A 20465-nucleotide genomic window follows, 5' to 3' on the forward strand; every position below is an offset into this window, starting at 1 on the left:
CGCTGACGAGCTTAGCCAAGACAGTGTGATGCGACAAATACTCAGCCTGCTCTCTCCGTTGGATGCGGTGCAGAACACCTCTGCCCAAAAAGGATGTGTTTCCAGATACTCGATGGATGAACTTTCCGAGTGGAGTATCGGTCTGCCAGCTCATTCTTTATTCAGAGAAAGATACAGTCGATACCTTCGTCCACTAGACACAGTCCAGTTCTTTCCTGCTTAATTAGCCTGGCAACGCTGCAGCTACAGAACCGGGGCCGGTTAATCCTGAAGGGCAAGGTAGCACTTAGCAAGCAAAGCCTATCGTTTAAGTCTTTGAGTCCGGGGTAATGTAGGATGCAAGCAATGCAGAGGTGGTCTCCATGATTGAATCTTCCGATCTTCGGCTGAAGAGAATGCCGCTCAACAACGGAAGCGGGAATATGCCTGCACTCGGTTTTGGCACCCTGATTCCCGATCCGGCTGTGACGATAACTGCAACGAGGGACGCACTGGAAGCTGGATTTCGTCACTTCGATTGCGCGGAGCGATACCGGAACGAACGCGAGGTAGGCGAGGCGTTGCAAACAGGACTTGCCTCTGGAGGAATTGCGCGGGAAGAGATCTTTGTGACAACGAAGTTGTGGAACACGAATCATCATCCCGAGCGCGTCAAACCGGCTTTCGAAGCGAGTCTGGAGAGACTCAGGCTCAACTATTTGGATCTCTATCTCATCCATACCCCGTTTGCATTTCAGTCAGGAGAGGAACAGGATCCTCGGGATCAAGACGGCAATGTCATCTACGACGAGGGTGTAACTTTGCTCGATACCTGGAGAGCGATGGAAGATCTTGTCGACCAAGGCATATGCCGGGCCATCGGACTTTCAGACATAACCTTGGATCAGCTCTTGTTAATCTATGAATCCGCGAGAATCAAGCCTGCGGCGGTCCAAGTCGAAGCGCATCCATATCTGCCGGAGACGGAGCTTTTGGAGTTCTGCAAAAAGACAGGTATTGTGCTTTTGGCTTTCGCGCCTTTAGGTCACGGAATGAAGCCAGGGCTACTCGAAGATCCAGTGATTTCGGCAATTGCCGCGCGAGTTGGGAAGACGACGGCTCAGGTTTTGCTGGCATGGGCGGTGCAGCGCGGCACGGCCGTGCTCACAACGCCTAAGACAGCGGCTCGCGCGCGAGAGAATTTCGACATTTCCTCTCTTCCTGACGATGCGTTTGAGGAGATCAATCGCATTCAAACGAGACAAAGACTCAATTCTGTGGTGCAGACAGGTGTCCCGGGTTTCATCCCACAAGTTCGATGATGTTGTAGAGATTGTTGTCTTTACCCGCAAATGGAGGGCGCATGGCAAAGCTGGTTTCAGTCAATGTCGGACTTCCGCGCGAAGTCGAATGGCAAGGAAGGCTGGTCCGCACGGCAATTTGGAAGCGCTCCGTGCCGCAACGCATTTTTGTCCGGCGATTGAATCTGGATGGCGACGGACAGGGAGATCTCGAAGGACATGGCGGCGAAAACCGCGCCGTGATGGTCTATCAGCTTGACGCCTACCGGTATTGGGAGAAGGTTCTCAACCGAAACGATTTTGAGTACGGACAGTTTGGAGAGAATTTTACCGTCGAAGGACTTCTGGATGATGAGGTCTGTATCGGTGATCGATACAGGATCGGCACAGCGGTCTTTGAAGTGTCACAGCCTCGCGTCACCTGCTACCGGCTGGGGATTCGGATGAACAATCCGCAGATGCCAGCCCTGCTCGTCTCGCACCGGAAGCCCGGATTCTATTTTCGCGTCATTGAAGAAGGCGAGGTCGGTGCGGGGGATGAGATTCAGAAGATCGTGGAGGGGCAGGGAAGAGTTACAGTCGCAGAGGCTGACTCCTTGCTCTATCTTTCGAATCACAATCCTGAGCGCATTGCGATTGCCTTAGCTATTCCTGCACTAAGTCGTGGCTGGAAGAGTTCTTTTGAAGAGCTGTTGAAAGCAGAGGAAAAGGGTGTCCACAATGGAAATGCGGGGCTCACCTCATCCATTCCAGCTGAGCCTTTGTGGAACGGCTTCCGGCCGCTGCGTGTGCGGGCAATTCATCGGGAGACAAGTGAAGTAACTTCAATCTTGCTGGAGTCTCCGGATGGCTCGTCTCTTCCAGCTGCGCTTCCTGGTCAGCATCTTGTGTTGCGGCTTCATCCTGAGGGAGATTCGCGGCCGGTTATACGCAGCTACTCGATTTCAGGCGCGTCAGATTCCGGGGCATATCGCATCAGCGTAAAAAGAGATGCCGGTCCAGGCAGCAGGTATGTTGTAGACGCGACGCAATCAGGCGATACGATCGAAGTTAGTGCGCCACGCGGCGACTTTGTGTTGCGCTCAGGGGTTCGTCCTGTTGTGCTCTTAAGTGCCGGGATTGGTGTTACTCCTGTTCTATGTATGCTGCATGCTCTCGCCTCTGAGGATGCCGCGTCTTCGCGGAAAGTGTGGTGGATTCATTCCGCGCGTAACTTGAGGGAGCACGTCTTCATTCAAGAAGCGCGGGAGTTATTAGGTACCCTTGCCGGAAGCCGCTCAGTCATTGCCTATAGTAAGCCGGACGCGACAGATCGACTTGGGAAAGACTTCGATATTCAGGGGCGTTTGAATTTTGCGAACTTACAAGGGCTTGGTATTCCGCTGGAAGCTGACTTCTATCTATGCGGCCCCACTGGATTTCTCAAGGACGTGAATGGATATCTGCTTTCTCTAGGTGTTTCGCGAGAGACGATACATCAGGAAGTATTCGGCGCAATGAGTTCAATCGAACCTGGTGTGGTGAAGGCAGGGAGGGGAACTCCGCATCTCCCACTTCAATCTTCCGGAGACGGGCCGATTGTATCTTTCACTCGTAGTGGTTTGTCTGTGCCATGGGACAAGAAGTACAAGAGCTTGCTGGAGTTTGCCGAGGCCTGCGACATTCCGGTGAGATGGTCTTGCCGGACGGGCGTTTGCCACATGTGTGAGTGCGGACTCCTGAGTGGCCAGCTGAATTATTCTCCCGAGCCACTGGACCAGCCTGCTACGGGCAATGCTTTGATCTGCTGTTCGACTCCCGAATCGCAGGTCGATCTAGACCTGTGATCCCTAGACCAAGATATGCACCCGGTATGCTTCTTCGTATAAGGCAAGCTGATCTTACAGAGGTTTCGAGGTTTATTGAAGGTGGAGTAAGAGCGATAGACACCATCCTTTCGCGGTAATCAGTATCCCATCACAAAAGCCTTGACAAGCTGTGCATACAAGTGGAGACTGGCATAGCTAAACTATGCCAGTGGCGGAGGTCCATGGCTTATGACTGCCCTCATACGGCGCGATTCTAGTTCCCGAGGTGAACGGGACGAGATTCCGCCAGGCACTCTCTACTTACTAATCCTGAAGACGCTCGCGGTGCGTGGCCGCCTGCACGGATACGAGATCGCGGAATACATTCAGAACTCCTCCTCTGAGGTGCTTCAAGTCGAGGAGGGCTCGTTGTACCCGGCGCTGCAGCGGATGCTGATCAAGGGCTGGGTGACAGCGGAGTGGGGCGTGACGGCGGGGAACCGGCGCGCGCGCTACTACACGCTCACGCCCGACGGAAAGAAACAACTTCGCATTGAGCTGTCGCAATTTGAGCGAGTGATGGGGGCTATTTCCCGAGTGCTTGAGACGGTGTGAGGAGGAGCGATGAGCTTTGCCGGCGAGTGGAAAAGACGGCTGCACATGTTTCTTCATCGCGACGAGTTTCGGCGCGAGCTTGATGAAGAATTGCGTCTTCATCTGGAACTGCGACGGGAGCAACAGGTTGAGCGCTGGGGCGTGCCCGAGAAAGCAACGCGGGAGGCGTATCGGCGGTTCGGCAATATCACGCGTATTCATGAGAGGTGCCATATGGCGTGGGGATGGAACTGGCTGGAGACGTTTCTGCAGGATGCAGGCTACGGGATGCGTTCCATGCTGCGCACGCCTGCGATTACGGTGGTGGCGCTTATCTCCCTGGCGCTGGGGATTGGGGCCAACACTGCCATTTTCAGCTTCATCGATGCAGTGATGTTGCGATCGCTTCCGGTGCGCGATCCGCAGCAACTTTTCAAACTTGGCGACAAAGATCCAAGCGGCATTACCGACAGCTTCGCGACCACACAACTTTATTCGTACCCGTTCTACCGGCAGCTTCAACGGAAGAACGCAGTATTCTCCGACACTGCCGCTTACTACAGCATGACCAACCACCCGCATGGATTTGTGGATGGCCGGCAAGATCCGGAGCCGATCGACGTGCAGACGGTTTCGGGCACGTACTTCCAGACGCTTGGAGTCGAGGCGCAACTCGGCCGTGTACTCAATGAGAGCGATGATTCCAGCGAAGGCGATCATCCTGTCGTGGTCATCAGCAACGCTTTTTGGAAGAGGCGTTTTGGGTCCGATCCGGCGATTTTGGGGCACAAGCTGAAACTCGGCAACACGGTCTTCGAGATCGTGGGAGTTACGCCGCCGGAGTTTTTCGGCACAATGGTGGGCGACTCTCCGGACGCATTCGCGCCGCTCTCCATGACCGCACTGATTCCTCCGGGGTGGGGAGGGTATAAAGATAATTTCAAGGAGTCGCTCTATATCATTGGCCGCCTCAAGCCTGGCGTCACCGTTCAGCAGGCTACGGCCAACGTAAACGTGCTATTCCGGCAGATCCTGTTGAGTTTTCCGGACGCCAAACTCAATCAGGAAAATCTCTCGCGATTGAACAAGAGTCACGTGACGCTGAAATCCATGGAGCGGGGTCTCTCTTATCTGCGGCGCGACTACTCCGAACCGCTTAGAGTTTTGATGGTGATTGTGGCGTTGGTGCTTTTGATTGCGTGCGCCAATATCGCCAACCTGCTGCTGGCACGCTCTACGGCGCGAGCGCGCGAACTGGCGGTGCGGCAAGCGCTGGGTGCGGCGCGGACGCGCATCATGCGGCAGTTACTCACGGAAAGTCTATTGCTAGCCTTTGCAGGCGGAGCGCTGGGAATCGCGTTTGCGGCCGTTGCAAATCATGTTTTACTGGCGATGCTTCCGCACGGGCAGCAGGCAATTCCTCTGGATGTTTCGCTCAACCTGCGGCTGCTGGGGTTCACCTTCGTGGTAACGGTGTGCACGGCGGTGCTATTCGGAACTCTGCCGAGTCTGCGTGCCACGCGCCTGGAGTTGACAGGCGCGCTGAAGAGCGGATCAGGCGCCGCTCCGGCGGTATCGCATTCACCACTCGCAAAAATTCTTGTCGCTTCGCAAGTTGCGCTCTCGCTGGTGCTGCTGGTGGGAGCAGGACTCTTTCTGCGTACCCTCATTAACCTGAGTCGTGCAGGAATGGGCTTCAACAAGGACAACGTGCTGCGGATGGATATCGATTCCACCTCGACCGGATACAAGGACGACGATCCGCGGCTCAATGTCGTATTCAAGCAGATTGAAGCCCGCGTAAACACCTTACCCGGAGTCGAAGCGGCCAGCTTTTCCGCTTTCACATTTCACGAAGGAAGCTGGAACTCGATGATCTTCGTTCCGGGGATGCCTATCGACCGCCAGGTGAATGTCCCGCACAACATCGTCGGCGACGCATATTTCAAGACCATGCAGATCCCGCTCATCGCTGGCCGCGCATTTGGCCCGCAGGACACCGCGAGTTCGCAGCGCGTCGCCATTATCAGCGAGAGCATCGCGAAGAAGTTTTTCCCCGGCCTCTCGCCAATCGGGCGCACTTACAATATTGGTTCTCCCGATCCAGGTGAGCATCCGTCGCAAGTGCTGGTGGTCGGCATCGCCCGCGACGTAAAGTTCGAGGACATCCATGAGTCCGCCTCTTATGTCGATTACCTACCCTATTCGCAACGTGAATGGGGCTTCGGCGACTTCGAGGTGCGGTACAACGGCGATTACGGAGCGATTTCCAGGGAAGTGCAGCAGGCAATTCACAGCATCGATCGCAATCTGCCCATCACCAACGTGATGACCATGGACGAACTGGTGGCGCGTTCGTATGCCAACCAGTCCATCATTGCGAAGTTGTCGGCTTTCTTTGGACTAGTGGCCGTGTTCTTGTCGTGCATCGGCTTGTACGGGTTGATGTCGTACGTAGTAGGGAGACGCACCGGTGAGATTGGAATCCGCATGGCTCTAGGCGCAGGCCGGTCACAGGTGGGCTGGCAGATGATGCGCGAAATGGCGCTGCTGTTGACGGTGGGAATCGTGGTGGGCTTGCCGCTTACAGTGATGGGCAGCCGGCTAGTCGGCAATATGCTTTACGGCTTGAGTGCGGTCGATCCATTGAGCGTAGGAGCGGCGTTGCTGCTTCTGGTATGCGCTGGTCTGTTGGCCGGATACCTGCCTGCGCGGAAAGCATCACGCATTGATCCGCTGACGGCACTACGATGCGAATAAAGCGGAGGGAGATCTGCGTCGGTGAGGGCATTGGCGATGGTGTGCTCACCGAGTTCCTCGTTGGCGTCCTGACGATGTGCGACGCATACACATTACTTTGCCGGAGCGTTACTTCATCATGCCCTTGTCCTTCATCAGTTGCTCGTAGTATTCGTTGTAAATCTCCTTCGCTTCCATCGCGGGCTGGAGCGCTTGCCAGGACTCTATGATCCGTTCATTGATGCGTGCGGCGTTGTCCTTGAACTTGTATGCGGCCTGAACCTCTGTGCAAATAGCCAGTAGCAGAATGGCCGCCCTCATTAGGTGCAGGGACATGGTGCGGTTGTATGCGTCATCAATAAACGGACGTTCCTCATGCGGATGGCCATCGCGATACAGAAACATCCCTATCTCATGAAGTCCTTCCGGTCCACCATGCGCCACAGCGGAATACTGCTTCCATGGACCGAAAGTGAACGTTGCCAGGAACTTCTTATGGTCGTCGAGCGGCAGCGTGTTGAGATACTTGCCCAACGTTGGCCAGTCCGGGAATTGCTTCTTGTCCATAACCTCAGCTTCAGTGAAGCCTGTGGCACGAAGGATGAGGTCCAGTTTGGCGCGGCTATCTACGATCCACGTGTCCCACTCTGGCCTTCCCCTATACCTCGCTTCCTCCGCTGCTACATACTGGAAACTTTTGCGAATGCCACTGGCACGAAATTGCCGTCCGCGTGTATAGGGGTCTTGGAGTAGGAGCGTGATGTTATAAAGGTTATCCATCAAGTTCCGAATAAGCGGGCAGAGTCAATCAGAGAAAAACCGTTCTCTAAATATTTCATGGGCGGTTGCGCGTGGTTAAGCTACCTGCCGATGCAGAGCAATCAAGGCTTCTGCTCAATTCGAAGCCGCCTCGATTCCTCCTTCGGACCTCTCGGTTGTGGGCGAAGCAGGGTCAATATTGAAATAAACGCTCGTCGCGACATGCTGCCCAAGCTGTAGAGGGTACGTCCTTACAATTCTATGGTTCGCGGCATCATAGGTCATGCCATCCACGAGGCAGGCTTCAGCGAGGTGCGGATCGTAATTGTGCACCCGGGCAAAATTTTTCTTTGTCCAGATGAGAATCGCCTTTTGCAGTGCCCGGCTATCGTTGTAGTTGTCTCCTTGTCTCAGTTCCAACCCCATGACATTTAGACAGAAACAAAGGGTCCCTGCCCCTTTGTAATTTAGGAAACGGTTCATTTCCAAGATATCGTTGTACAGGAGCCGGCAGATCTTATACTTCACGAAATTACCTGCTTGCCCATTCAAATGACCGAAATTGAATAGGTCGGTCCAGAGACTACTGTGTTGAATACTCCAGCATAGATCTACTGGAGATTTCACAGAGGAGGCGTGAAGAATCACTTCGTAGATCAAGTTTGCAACGTGGTCGTAGATACTGGCGGGTGGCCCTGGTCGACTAAGGTTCCTTAGTCAGTCCGTTGAATTGATTGAGCGCTCTCGCATCCAGCATCGGCTGGATGTCCGCAAGCAGAATCATGATGAGTAGTGCAAGTCCGTATTGATGGGTGGTGGGAAGCTGTAGCTTCCCCCGGAAACTGATTCAAGAGAATGTACCAGAAGCTTTCACTTACCTCGACGATCTTGGCCAAATATCGGTGCTTCAACACCGCACAGGACATTTTTACTCTTGACAAAGCTGTTGACCTTATTGAGGGCCACCCGCCGCGCATATACCACAAATTCGACGCATCAAACCCTTTGCCAAATTCGCTGGCTAAGGTTTCTGTGAGCGGAGAACAAGCCCTCTGCCATATTCCGCGCGATCCGCACCTCCTTGCTCAAACTCAACAATATGGCGTCCGATCTCCCAATACGTCTGTACCTGAACTGCATCTATGGCTCGCACTGCCTGCTGGCGACTCTGGCGAATCAGGACGCGAACATTGTTAAGAAGATCTCGCAACCCGGCGCCAGTAGTTGATTGAATCATTCCACGCTGTTGTTTCGCTTTTGTCATAATCTCATTTCCCCGATGATCGAGCGCACATCCGTGTGGCCATGTGTTCTCGCAGAGTAACCATCGATTGGAATTTATTCGTAGGCCAGTATAAATCGTCCCGGACCATCAACAGTGGATTACAAACCTTGCAGGACGCAGAAGAGAACGATTTTAATCTATCTTGCGGCGAGTCCTGCTACCAATGTCCGTAGGAATTTGAAAGGCGGTGGGAGCAGGTACTCTCGGACACGGTACTGATGCAGGCGATCGCTTCGTAATTAACATGTGCCATGTTGGTATCCTGCTGCAAAAAAAACTTCAGAGCATTAAGCTCTGCTACCTACCTCAACCGGAAATTCTCAAAAGCGGCAATCATAACAGGCTCTCGCAGAATAGAACCGGGTCTTGAATTCTCAGGTTGACAAGACAACTAGACTTTCCCTAAACAAAGCGAGATTTGATATTTATTCACTGAGGATAGAATTTAATAGACTTGTGAATGTAAAACTGCTAATTTCCATTTTGGTAATGGTAGTAACACCTTTTACTAACTGGAGATAACATTGAAAGTCAAGATGGTATTTCTGTCTACTGTAGCGCTGTTCTGTGTTGCACAAGTCCGTGCACAAACTGTCTGTACGGTACACACATACACGGTAGGAAATCAGGGATGTGTTTATTATTCATGCAGTAACGGAGATAGTGGTGGCGATTGCCAGCCTATGCTAAATGCGATCAACTTGAGCATTCAACAAGTCTCAGAGAAAACACTCAACGAAATCGCACAGCTTAAGCCGCTGGAGAGCAATAACAATAAGCTGGATACTCTTCATCACCCAGATAGCAAGAAGGAAACTAAAGGGTAGCTATGCCAACCAGATTTGCTTTGAGGGTGGTAATTGCCACCCTCTTTCTAGTAATATTCTTCCCGTCTTGTCGCGCACTAGACGACAAACAACAATCAGGCAGGCGCCCCCTAGAGTTTGAGATAGCATCGGTACGTCCAGTAAAGAATACGACTATCAGCTCCTGGAGATTGGGCTATGACGGCGATACCTTCAAGGCGAAGAACGAAACCATCGAGCAGCTTGTCGAATACGCTTACAAAAAACAGAGCAGCGAAATCATATGGAGGAATGTAAGTGCCCCGAAAGAGTTGTTCACGATTATAGCCAAAATCAGTACAGAGCTAGCTGAGCAGCTTAAGCAGATGTCGGACGAAGAGCTCGGAGACGCACGTCGAAAGATTGTTCAGAATTTGCTGGAAACCAGGTTTAAGCTGATTGCACATGAAGAGTTAAGGGAGCGGCCTGCCTACATCCTTACCGCTGGCAAAGCAAGCTCAAAATTAACTCGAGTCACAGCAGAAGATCCCGTTATCGACAAAGAAAACCTGTGGAAGAACAAGCCGCTATCCTCTCTGCGTTCGTATGGAGATATTCAAGACTGGCATGCTGAAGCCTTCCCATTTCTATTTCTTCCGCGATACCTCAGCCAAGAGCTTCGAATCCCCGTCATTGACAAGAGCAACATCTCGGGTAAAGTCAGCTTTCATCTGCGGTGGACATCGGAAACGCATGGACTGGCAGATACCATGATGCCAGCTGATATGAGACGAGCGGCTAATGAACAAAATAAGACAAGCGGCGAGGATCTACCGAGCGACCTTACCGAATACCCAGCACCTTCACTACCAGTTGCCCTCAAAGAGCAGTTGGGCTTGATTTTGACCCGACAGCGAATTAATCTTCCGGTGCTGGTGATAGATCACGTGGAGTCTCCAACTGACAACTAAACAGATATTTATTAAAGACCAAAAGCTGATAAGCAATCCAAGTTCCTCACATCCGCGGGAGTTCTTCAGTCCGCAAGCACTATCTTTAGTTCTCTCCACTTTCGCGTGGCACTTTGCTTGACCGGCACGGGGATGGTGGTCAGGCCGCTGCTCAACACGGCAATGGATGACGTCTCGTCATCGTCGAACCCGATGGGGTCCGCCACTGTCATGGTGAGGATTTGCACCTCGCCGTCGACCCTCTCGTCTTCGCTATCTTCCAGGCTCAACAACCGGTTCGGGTACTCGACGCTCTCAAGCTCCCGCACGAAAGCGAGCGTATAAGGAAGGCAGATATCTAGATCCGCAAGGCCGGCGCATGCTACGTCCTTGCCGGTCTTGTCGGTGAGCTGGTAGCGGAACGACGTATTTGAAGGCACCCGGCTTGTATCCGCTAAACGCTGGTTGTTCGTCCAGGTCCTACAGCGAATCCTTCGCGGCTTGCACGGCAGCGATGATGTCTTCTAGCTCCGCGCCGCTGCGGTCGAGAGATAGCTTGAATTTCCGCACAGCGAAGTCTTTGCCCTCGGTGACACCCTTGACGACGACCAGTTCGGACAGGAGGTGGGTGGTGAGGAATCCCGTCCCCAACCTACCGGTCGTCGTTGGACGTCCGGTGCTGTCATTCGTCCGGTCCTTCGAGGAGATCTGCTCGATCATGGAACGGATATTTTCGGCCGAGAAGGCGGCCCCGTTGTGCTCGAAGGTGATGTGCGCGTCCGCGTCATCCAGGCCCGCTTCGATGCGAACTCGTACCTTGCCGTCGATGTTCACGTCCTTGGCGTTCTGGATCAGTTCCCAGACCCACCGCTTGGATGTCGTGGGTGATGCGCCGGCGCGCAGCTTCGTCAGCTCATTGTGGATCTTCGTCGCGATAATCCGAGATTCGAGGTTAAAACATTATGAAGAAAAGAAAAAAGAAAACTCGCCTTCACGAAGAAAGAATATTGAGAAAGAAGACTGCGCGGCAACACGGTGAATACTATCTGAACAAAGCACAACAGGCTTTCTCTCTTGGCAAGATCACCGAAGCCAGAGCCATCTGTCTCGAAGGCATTCGGCTGACCGAAGGGCCTTTCTATCTTGCCATCCGTAACTCCGAGTCGTTCCAGGTTAATCGGGTATGAGAGATCTTGTCGGGCTCGTCTGCTGCCTCGATGTTCCGATTGAAGATGTCACTGCGCAAGAATATGGCGGTATTGTATTTTGTGGAATTTTTGTTGTGTTCGCCGTAGCGTAGCTCTTCCCCAACGCCGATAGTCTTACGTCAATTCTCTGCTCCCCACTTCTCCATAGAGACTCCCGCACTTTTTCGGAATGCGCGTGACAAGCACCATCCACATATCAGAATATTCTATTTCTGACGCAACGGCTTCAGAATGCGTTTGGGGTCAGAAACCGGCTTGGAGGATTCGAACCAAACTTCTGGATGCTTGGACTCAGATAATAGATAGCTAAAGAGTAGCCGTCTTTCCCAGTACTGATCCAGGAGAAACAAGACAGGCCTAGTTGCTTCGATAGAATTGCGATCATGTTGAGCATGATCGCCAAAAGTAATTGCGGGGATTGTGCTCTGAGAAGTGACATCGCACAACCAGCAGAGGAGCAGGGCATAAGTCTTGAGAAACCGGCTTCGTGGACTCGAACCGAACTTATGGCCCATCGGAGATCTGACTATAGATCATTAAAGACTAGCCGATTTTCTGAGCTGATCCACACGTGCCTTGCTGTCGTGCACTGCCATCGGCAAATTCTGCTTGGTTCCGCAGTATGTCTGTGGCATCCTGCCAGTGTGATTTGACCGAGAGGGTAAACACATTGACACACAAAACTTACGGGATGCAGTTCCTCTATAAGGCTCTTGTCGTCTTGTTTCTTTGCGTCTCCATAGGGAGGGCGGCCTGGGCTCAACAGCCACGAGAGCTTGTAAGTTGCAAGCCTTTGAGCCAAAAGACGGGAGAAACGGGTTGCTGGATTCTTGCAAGCCACTCCCTGGGCGCTCCTGATGATCCCGTTTACTGGACGATCGATGTGTTTCCCACCAAAGTCGCTGCGGAGCAATTCAAAGGAGATCATGGCACCGTCGTGGAAGCGCTAGGCAGCGTGTGGCTTCTGACGATTGGGAAGAAGCCGGAACGTAATTCTCAGGGAAGACGCGTGACGCAAATAGGACCTTTACCCGTTAAGAAGGGACGAAGCTATACCGCGCGATATATGGAAGCCACCCTGCAACCCGGGATGGTCAGCGAAACGCATCTCCATTCAGGAGTTGAGGTCTTTTACACTGACAGCGGAGAGACATGTCTGGAGACTCCGCAAGGGGTGCAATTAGGAAAGCGAGGGACGGACATCGTCATTCCCGAAGGCGTACCCATGGAATTGACGGCAGTTGGTCCGGAGGCCCGCCGCAGCCTGATTCTTATTCTTCACGACGCCTCCAAGCCACCAACTACATTGGTGGACAGCTGGAAGTCGAAACATCTCTGCGAGTCTGTGAAGTAAGAGAAGGAAACCTCAAAAGGTATAGAAGACGAATCCGCCGAGCGAACCCACCAAGACCACCAGAGGAGGCGCTTATTCACACAGATCCCCAGTGGTTGGACTAGACCGAAATCTTTGACATTTACGAACCAAATCGTATAGCTTACGGGGATGCCGACAACGTTGTCAATTATCTGATTGGGGACCCTCATTTGCCTACAAACCTAGAAAGCGCATCAACAAATGCCAGCTTCAGATTAGCGTCATGCCTCGCACTCCTTCTACTCATTTCCCCCGGGAACCGGTTGGTCGCGCAAAGCTCACCCGACACCGATTCGGCTGTTCCTTATTCTTTGCCTGTGGTTCTTCCTGCGACCAAAACATCTCCACCCGATGATCCGTCGGCGCCCTACACCCCGACCGTCATCAGCTTGATTAAGCAACTGGAGCCTCACAACCCACCTACGCGTGCGGAACTCGCCGTTGCAGCAGCACTACTGACGACGCATGGTGGAACTTATGCTCATCCGGAGGGCTCCAACCCAACTTGCCACAATTTGGCAAATGTAAACGTGAAGCTGGCAACTACACCGCGCATCGCGCCACTGTGCTTTTCCGATGGGTTGGGAATCAATGTTGATTCAGGGCCCAATATCGGGCGCACAACCGGCCTCCCCTCGATGCTCACACTGGCTTCCTCGTTCGACAGAGACCTTGCCAATGCCATGGGCCAGGTGGAAGGCCGCGAGGGACGCAATCTAATGGTGACCGGTCTGCTGGGGCCACAGGCTGATACCGATGTTTTTGTCAATTGGCAGCGTGGACACCACACATCAGGTGAGGACCCTTTCCTCAATGGCATTCTGTCCGCCGCTCAGATCAACGGCATTCAAGGCCAAGGACTCATGTCTCAGGTCAAGCACTATGCTGTCTACTACGGCGCGGGGGGCAGTTACACCGACGTTCAGGATCAGGCTTTTCATGAAATGCTCCTGACGCCTTACGAACTCGCCCTCAAGGACGGCGGCGCTTCGTCCATCATGTGCTCCTATCAGAAGTTCAGGGATGCATCGCCGTATTTGAACAAGAGTGTGAACGCACTGGCGCAGCCAAATCCGTTCCCAGGTGCGTCGGTTGAGACATGGCGGCTCAATGAAATTCACTATGCCTGCGAAAATCCCCTACTGCTGCAATACACATTGCGCAGCCTGTGGGGTTCGAAGGCATTCGTTGCCTCTGATTACGGTGGCGTTTACAGCTCCAACGGCTTTCTTCAGGGAGATGATCGCGAAGATCCGACAGAAACCTACTTTGGCAGTATCAACCCCGAAGGTAGTGATGGAGACAGCGATCTGGGCCTCGATCCCTCCAGTGCCACATGTGCCGACGCGGATGGTAAGAAGATCTCGTGCAGTGACGCCTCTGCGATCCATGTATCTGGAATTCCGGGTCCAGGCTGTCCGGCAACCGGTTGCGGTTTGGTGGATGCAGTGGTTAACGGTAGCATTCCGTTGGCGGTGTTCAATCAGGCGATTGCGCGCGTACTGTACCAGGAAGAGCGCTTTGGCCTGCTAGGGTGCGATAATGCCACCACCGATTGTAAGAACCCAGGCGGCTTGGGTGCAGATCGAAGCGGACTTGCGCCGCTTCCGGAAGGCGCAAAGACAGGCACGGTTGAATTCGGAACAAAGAACGGCGATGCAGCCATCGCAGAGAGAGTATCGGAAGAAGGTGCTGTACTACTCAAGAATGACCACCAAACCTTGCCCATCAAAACCGAGGATTTGAAGTTGGGCATCGCCATCAGCGGCCCCGGTGCCGAGTATCTGGTGGCAAACCCCAACGGTGAGGGCGCTTTAGGCTTCGCGGATCGCAATGCCGTAAATCCACTCCAGCAATTGCGCGCACTGAGCGGTAAGCCATCTGCATTCTCCTATACGCCTGCAAACTCGCCAACAGGGCAGGCGATTCCGTGCGACGTTCTGCACAGTGATTCTTCGATTGATCTTCCGCCGTCCAACGCCCCCGGCACAACGTGTGACGCACACAGCGGGCTGCAACGCTTCGCTGGAAGCTCTATAGATAGCCTTGCTAAGGACCAAGTCGATAAGAAGCTGGACTACAGCACCGTATCACCCATTGGGCAACTGGCTGGCGGCAAGATATACAAATGGGACGGATGGATCTATGTTCCTATCAAGGATTCTTACGTCTTCCGCATTCAGCACAGCACCTCCATTCCAGACGCGAACGTCAACTTGAAACTGGACAACAGCTTGAAGTCCCTCGTGGATTCAGGGTCGTTTTATCAGGGCTCATGGTACGGTAACCAGTCGGTTGTTGTTTCTCCCACCAATGCCGGATACATTGAAGGCGGTCTTCGGAATCGGCAGTGCGCACTGCCTCTGAAGAAGGGTGCCAGAACGCCCACAGGGATTGTGACATGCCCCCAATTTCCATCTGTCGGCTGGCACCGGGTCACTCTCACCGTTGATGCTGCCAGCCTTTCAGCGGAATCGAAGATAAGCGTACGTTTTGCGGTCTCCAGAGTGAACGGCGATATCGCTGATGCAGCTGCCGACGCTGAAGGCAAGGCGCTCGCTCTTGTGTTCGTCAACGACCAGGGGCGCAACATAGTTCCGAACGCCGCGTCGATTTCGTCCCTCACCTCCGAGCAACAGCAGTTGATCAAGGCCGTCGCAGCCAAAAATTCCAACACAGTTGTCGTGCTAAACACCGGCACACCGTTCATCGTCAAAGAGTGGATCGACGATCCAAACGTAAAGGCTGTGCTGAATATGTGGCAGACTGGCCAGGAAGGTGGTACTGCTACAGCTCGACTTCTGCTTGGTCAGGCAAATCCCAGTGGACACCTCACTATCACATGGCCGAAAGACAACGACGATACGATCTCGGGCTATAACCAGCTCAGCGGCCTCTATCCCGGCGATACGGCTGGACCTCATCCAGAGCGAGTCGGCAGTAATGACAGTCCCTCAGTTGAATCGCAGGGAATCTTCTCTGGATATCGTTATTACGACAAACTCAATATTCCCGTACAATTTCCATTCGGATATGGACTGTCGTATACCTCATTCAGGTTCTCTGACCTTAAACTCTCTGCAAAGTCGGATGGTGCCGTAGATGTGACCTTCACCGTTCAGAATACCGGCCACGCAGTTGGTGCTGTTGTCGCGCAGGTCTATGTCGGTCCAGGTCCCGCGGTTGAAGGGGTTCAACAGGCCATGCGTTCGCTACGTGGATTCAATCGAGTTTCGCTCGCACCCGGGCAAAAAGAGCGCCTAACCATCACTCTTGATCGCCGCTCATTTCAGTATTGGAGTGAGCGCAACCAGCAATGGGTCACAGCCTATGGAGATCGTATGATCTTCGTAGGCGAGGCGGATGCAGTTTCGCTGCTTCCACTATCAGCCAAACTTCGGATAGCAAAATAACATCGACAGAATGCATACGAAACAGAATCGGGCAGGTGTCCCTGGTCGACTAAGGTGCCTTAGTCAGTCCGTTGAATTGATTGAGCGCTCTCGCATCCAGCATCGGCTGGATGTCCGCGAGCAAAATCATGATGAGTAGTGCAAGTCCGTATTGATGGGTGGGGGGAAGCTGTAGCTTCCCCCGGAAACTGATTCAAGAGAATGTACCAGAAGCTTTCACTTACCTCGACGATCTTGGCCAAATATCGGTGCTTCAGCACCGCACAGGACACTTTTACTCTTGACAAAGCTGTTGACCTTATTGAGTGCCACCCGCCGATCTTAGGGTCGGACCTCATCTGCCGCAAACGCTGCAGTCAAAGCCGGGTCTCGGCCTGCAAGAATGTCAGAGATCGTAAGAGCCGCTAGTATATCCGGATAGACGGCGTCCTTTGTCATTGCTTTAGGAGCGTGGAAGTATTTCAACGTGTAAATCACAACCAGCTTTGTGTTCGGGAGCTCTAATCTTTCGACCTCTCCATAAGATCCCGGTTTGCCTCCTGTTGGTTCGCCAATCAATGTTGCACCTGTACTCATTTTCAATTCGATCGCGTTCAACATAGCCGAAGAAAAGGTTTGTGGACCGATGAGCACGTAGATGTGGCCTTTCCATTGCGAACGTGTCTTCAGCGCTGCGACAAGGGGTTGAAGGAGCGAGGAATTGCCACCCTCGTTCTCTCGTAGATCGATCACGATTCGTTTGAGATTGTGTTTATCAAAGTCCGCTAGCGTTGACTGAACGAAATCAGCAAATGGAATTGCCGGATCGTTCGCGCATCGTCTGTACCCGATATACCCGGTTTGGGAATTCTCGAGGTATTGCTGAAAGTAGTTCTTGTCCCACTGCATTCGTCTCAGTGGCCTCGGAATTTTGAGGGCGGTATAGAGACTCATGGAGAAATCGGGATGCTGTACAAATGGCAAGCGAACTGTAATTGACTCCTCATTGGGACGAGATAGCGTGAGCGGGATGAGCCCGTCAGCATCGATTGCCCCGAGTTTTTTTAGAATCGGGTATAGAGTGATCATGTCTGCGGCAATTGTCCGCAGCCACCCTGCATTTTCGTAGGACACATACGGGGCGATTGCGGCTTGCAGCCTATTGGGAGTGAGGGTGCCAATCGCAGTTACTCGTGTTCCGAACAGTTCCTTATAGTCTTTGGTCGCATTCGTCACCAGCAGCCCGTCGGAATACCATTCGAAAGCGACGGGTAATTGCTGTTTGAATCCCCAGGCGTGTGGAAGGATCACCTTGTTGTGCGCTACATGTGCACCCGCAACGATATGCGCAAGCTCCAGCGCAATCTGATCGTCAGACCATGTTCCGATATGAGTTTCGAGTTCCGATATATCCCGATCGAACTTGCGGCGGGGATATAGCTTCCTGAAATCTTTTTGGCCTTTAGAGATGATGCCTCGTGCGGGGTCATGGACGGAGCCCTTCGCCGACAATGTCTGGGTCAGGATTGCGATATCCTGCTGCCACATGTTCTCTGATCGCTGTAAGTTCGTGGCATCCTGAGACCACATTAACTGCGGGGCCGCCAACATGATGAGGATAATTAGCTTGAATTGCATTTGCGGATCACTTTTAATCGATCATTATATACATCGCAATCCTTTGAAGAGAGGGCCATGTTAACATCCCGAGGATTGGCCGTAGAGAAAGCTTTCGTGATTACGCGACCGATTAGGGGGCGAGTTGGAATTGAATCAGAATGGACTACAAGAAAAGGGTTGCTGGGAAACTCTGCCCTGAAGCAGAATTGACCCACTCAAGCCAAATGAAGGTGTACAGTTCCATGACATCCTTTACAAAATGTCTCCGGACATCCTTTACACTCCAGCGCAAGAGTCAGATTAGCTGGAGTGTAAGGAAAGATGGGTTGGAAGACGATGGATGTACGACAACAACGGGTAGAGTTTGTTGTAGCAGCGACCCGAGCAGAGAAGCCATTTAGCCAGCTATGTGAAGAATTTGGAGTGTCTCGTCCGACAGGTTACTTGTGGCTAGAACGCTATCGGGCAACAGGGCTGGAAGGGATAGCGGAACAGACACGCAGACCACATACGTGTCCAGTCAAGACACTGGAACATGTCGAACAGCAGGTGATCAAGTTGCGGCGAAAGTATCCAGATTGGGGCGCCCGTAAGTTGGGCGTCCTGCTAAGGCAATCGGGAACGGAGCTGCCACCCAGTACGATCCATCGGATCTTACGACGAAATGACCTGGTAAAAGATCGACCTCAAGCTAGTAGAGAGTGTAGACGATTTGAGCGGAGCCAGCCCAATGAGCTGTGGCAGATGGATTTTAAAGGCCCAAGGGGATGGAATCAGGAGGTAGGTCCATTATCGATCCTGGACGATCATAGTCGCTACCTGATTGGCTTACAGGCCCTGGGAAGCACACAAGGCGAGCTAGTGCGAGAGCAGTTAGAAAACGCCTTTCAAAACTGCGGCCTTCCAGAAGCAATGTTAATGGACCATGGCATTCCTTGGTGGGGACCAAGATCCCCGCTAGGGTTGACGAAGATCTCTGTTTGGCTAATGCAACAAGGGATTCGCTTGTATTGGAGCGGAGTTCGGCATCCACAAACGCAGGGCAAAGTAGAACGTTTTCACAATACGCTGCTGCGCTCCATTGAAAAGAGACGTGTGTGGGAACAAAGGACGCAGGAGTGGCTGGATAACTACCGCTGGGAATATAACAATCTCCGACCACATGAAGCCTTGGGAATGAAGACTCCAGCAAAAGTATGGAAACCGAGTCCACGAAATTATCGGCCAAACCCGCCAAGCTGGGAATATCCGGAAGGGGCTATCTTACGCAAGGTAGACTCGGACGGCAAAATCCAGGTGGCGGGAAAGCAATGGCACTTTAGCCGTGCTCTAAGTTGTCAATGGGTCCAAATCGTACCGCTGGAACATCGCGTTTTGGTCTACTACTGCACCTCCCTTATCCGCGAACTCGACCTATCAAGCCATCGATCAACGATCGTTGATCGATGGCTTGATGATTAGTTTTGTAACTGAAAACTGTAAAGGATGTCTGGAGACAAACTGTAAAGTATGTCTTGGAACTTGACACCAAATGAAGGCTTGAATGGGCCACCCCGTCTGCACAAGCTGCGGATAACATTTATATGTTTATTGGACTGGACCCATGGACAATGATAGACCTCGGTCGAAGAGTGGCCCATGGACGTCGGACTCGATGGTCCTCTTCCTGTTAATAAACTACCTATTTATGTCGTGTGCAGAATTATGTGAGGAGCGGCCTGACGCATGCATGGGCAGCGTCCGTTCTCACCAGCAGAAGGACATAATTCGGGCGACCATTCGCTCGTGCAAAGAACCGATTCAGAGGTTGAATTTGTCTCGTAAGGCTACAGCATAGTTCTCAGCTTGCCAGCCTTCCACTGCTTTTTCGAGTCCTAACATTTCAGATGCGGCATCAACAATGATTTCCGCCACGGTGGGCTGTTGGAGTGAAGACATAAGAGCTGGAAGGGCGCGGAGGTCTTTCAGGCGGGCAAGGCCAAAGATTGCTTCTTGGCGTACATCCTCGAAGGAGTCACCGAGCCTGTCGGCCAGTGCATCCCGAATTTCCGCAGAATCCATCTTGCCTAGAGCACCGAGACCAAATGTCGACCAATCTCTCACGTCATCATCGACATCGCGGGTCAGGTTTATAAGTGTGTCCACAGCGACCGGATGATCACTAAAGTTGCCTAGCGCGCAGGCTAAGGCGAACCGAATCTCTGGGTTCGGGTGGCTGCAGAACTCAACGACGAGAGGGACTGCTTGCGGGTTTCTGATATGCCCCAGTGCGTGGATTGCAGAGCTGAGGGGCTGCGCCTCTGTTTCTTTTCGAATCAGATCTGAAAGGACAACAAAGGATTCTTCGGGATAGTTATTCGTGGGATGATCGGCCGTCTTGCCCAACTGGGCCAGAACGTCTGCACCTCGCGCGCGCCTCTGTGTATCCTGCGAGACACACCATTCCACTGATCTTTCGAAGACCTCTCTGCTCCCAATACTCTGTAGATCGTGAACTGCCTGCCATGGGGCGTCCGCATCGTAATCTTCCAAGAGAGTTCTGGAAAACAGCTCGTCGACCGTCGCTGATGCCATCTCAAATCCTCAACTTTTGGCAGGTTAATTCTACTGTATTGTACGATTCGCGGCGAAAGCCAGTCTGCATCTCATGGGAGTCCCTGTTTGAGTTGGATAACATGGCGAATCGCTTAA

Annotated in this window: 17 protein-coding genes; 10 read left to right on the forward strand and 7 right to left on the reverse strand. The window is 52.7% G+C overall.

The features are described 5' to 3' along the window. Positions 1–362 precede the first annotated feature (362 nt). The 4 genes from AC6I7T_RS28520 (at position 363) to AC6I7T_RS28535 (ending at position 6421) form a co-directional block, all read left to right on the forward strand. Complete coding sequence (locus AC6I7T_RS28520) at positions 363–1301, forward strand: aldo/keto reductase (protein WP_497791223.1); 939 nt, start codon at positions 363–365, stop codon at positions 1299–1301. Between the two features lie 41 nt (positions 1302–1342). Then, positions 1343–3106, forward strand: a complete 1764-nt coding sequence (locus AC6I7T_RS28525; RefSeq protein WP_497791224.1) for an MOSC domain-containing protein — start codon at positions 1343–1345, stop codon at positions 3104–3106. Positions 3107–3316: 210 nt separating this feature from the next. Next, entirely contained in the window at positions 3317–3682 is a 366-nt protein-coding gene (locus AC6I7T_RS28530) for a PadR family transcriptional regulator (RefSeq protein ID WP_497791225.1), read from the forward strand. 9 nt (positions 3683–3691) lie between these two features. Continuing rightward, positions 3692–6421 (forward strand): ABC transporter permease, encoded by a 2730-nt coding sequence (locus tag AC6I7T_RS28535; RefSeq protein WP_497791226.1) that lies wholly within the window; start codon positions 3692–3694, stop codon positions 6419–6421. A gap of 108 nt (positions 6422–6529) precedes the next feature. Here AC6I7T_RS28535 and AC6I7T_RS28540 read toward each other — a convergent pair whose 3' ends face one another. The 3 genes from AC6I7T_RS28540 to AC6I7T_RS28550 all read right to left on the reverse strand — a co-directional run bounded on the left by AC6I7T_RS28540 (position 6530) and on the right by AC6I7T_RS28550 (position 8423). After that, positions 6530–7180 carry a hypothetical protein gene (locus AC6I7T_RS28540; protein ID WP_497791227.1) on the reverse strand — a complete coding sequence of 217 codons (651 nt, stop codon included), beginning with the start codon at positions 7178–7180 and terminating at the stop codon, positions 6530–6532. A 114-nt stretch (positions 7181–7294) separates the two neighbouring features. Next, positions 7295–7642, reverse strand: coding sequence for a hypothetical protein (locus AC6I7T_RS28545; RefSeq protein WP_497791228.1), 348 nt, complete (start codon positions 7640–7642; stop codon positions 7295–7297). Between the two features lie 538 nt (positions 7643–8180). After that, positions 8181–8423, reverse strand: a complete 243-nt coding sequence (locus AC6I7T_RS28550; RefSeq protein WP_497791229.1) for a DUF1016 N-terminal domain-containing protein — start codon at positions 8421–8423, stop codon at positions 8181–8183. A gap of 545 nt (positions 8424–8968) precedes the next feature. On the opposite strand from AC6I7T_RS28550, the gene AC6I7T_RS28555 reads away from it, so the two are divergent. After that, positions 8969–9271: a hypothetical protein gene (locus AC6I7T_RS28555; protein WP_497791230.1), complete on the forward strand. Its 303-nt coding sequence runs from the start codon at positions 8969–8971 to the stop codon at positions 9269–9271. Between the two features lie 2 nt (positions 9272–9273). Beyond that, positions 9274–10200: a TIGR03435 family protein gene (locus tag AC6I7T_RS28560; RefSeq protein WP_497791231.1), complete on the forward strand. Its 927-nt coding sequence runs from the start codon at positions 9274–9276 to the stop codon at positions 10198–10200. 65 nt (positions 10201–10265) lie between these two features. Here AC6I7T_RS28560 and AC6I7T_RS28565 read toward each other — a convergent pair whose 3' ends face one another. Both AC6I7T_RS28565 and AC6I7T_RS28570 read right to left on the reverse strand, forming a co-directional pair. After that, positions 10266–10619 carry a hypothetical protein gene (locus AC6I7T_RS28565; protein ID WP_497791232.1) on the reverse strand — a complete coding sequence of 118 codons (354 nt, stop codon included), beginning with the start codon at positions 10617–10619 and terminating at the stop codon, positions 10266–10268. 40 nt (positions 10620–10659) lie between these two features. Continuing rightward, complete coding sequence (locus AC6I7T_RS28570) at positions 10660–11118, reverse strand: sacsin N-terminal ATP-binding-like domain-containing protein (protein ID WP_497794653.1); 459 nt, start codon at positions 11116–11118, stop codon at positions 10660–10662. Between the two features lie 68 nt (positions 11119–11186). Between AC6I7T_RS28570 and AC6I7T_RS28575 the strand changes: the two genes are divergently transcribed. The 3 genes from AC6I7T_RS28575 to AC6I7T_RS28585 all read left to right on the forward strand — a co-directional run bounded on the left by AC6I7T_RS28575 (position 11187) and on the right by AC6I7T_RS28585 (position 16175). Continuing rightward, positions 11187–11366 (forward strand): hypothetical protein, encoded by a 180-nt coding sequence (locus tag AC6I7T_RS28575; protein WP_497791233.1) that lies wholly within the window; start codon positions 11187–11189, stop codon positions 11364–11366. 691 nt (positions 11367–12057) lie between these two features. After that, positions 12058–12741: a cupin domain-containing protein gene (locus AC6I7T_RS28580; protein ID WP_497791234.1), complete on the forward strand. Its 684-nt coding sequence runs from the start codon at positions 12058–12060 to the stop codon at positions 12739–12741. 284 nt (positions 12742–13025) lie between these two features. Next, positions 13026–16175, forward strand: coding sequence for a glycoside hydrolase family 3 C-terminal domain-containing protein (locus AC6I7T_RS28585; protein ID WP_497791235.1), 3150 nt, complete (start codon positions 13026–13028; stop codon positions 16173–16175). A 321-nt stretch (positions 16176–16496) separates the two neighbouring features. On the opposite strand, the gene AC6I7T_RS28590 is transcribed toward AC6I7T_RS28585, so the two are convergent. Continuing rightward, positions 16497–17792, reverse strand: a complete 1296-nt coding sequence (locus AC6I7T_RS28590) for a S41 family peptidase (protein ID WP_497791236.1) — start codon at positions 17790–17792, stop codon at positions 16497–16499. A gap of 303 nt (positions 17793–18095) precedes the next feature. On the opposite strand from AC6I7T_RS28590, the gene AC6I7T_RS28595 reads away from it, so the two are divergent. After that, positions 18096–19235 (forward strand): IS481 family transposase, encoded by a 1140-nt coding sequence (locus AC6I7T_RS28595; RefSeq protein ID WP_497791237.1) that lies wholly within the window; start codon positions 18096–18098, stop codon positions 19233–19235. 339 nt (positions 19236–19574) lie between these two features. On the opposite strand, the gene AC6I7T_RS28600 is transcribed toward AC6I7T_RS28595, so the two are convergent. Next, entirely contained in the window at positions 19575–20348 is a 774-nt protein-coding gene (locus AC6I7T_RS28600) for a HEAT repeat domain-containing protein (protein ID WP_497791238.1), read from the reverse strand. Positions 20349–20465: the final 117 nt, after the last annotated feature.

The organism is Humiphilus diazotrophicus (assembly GCF_059726315.1).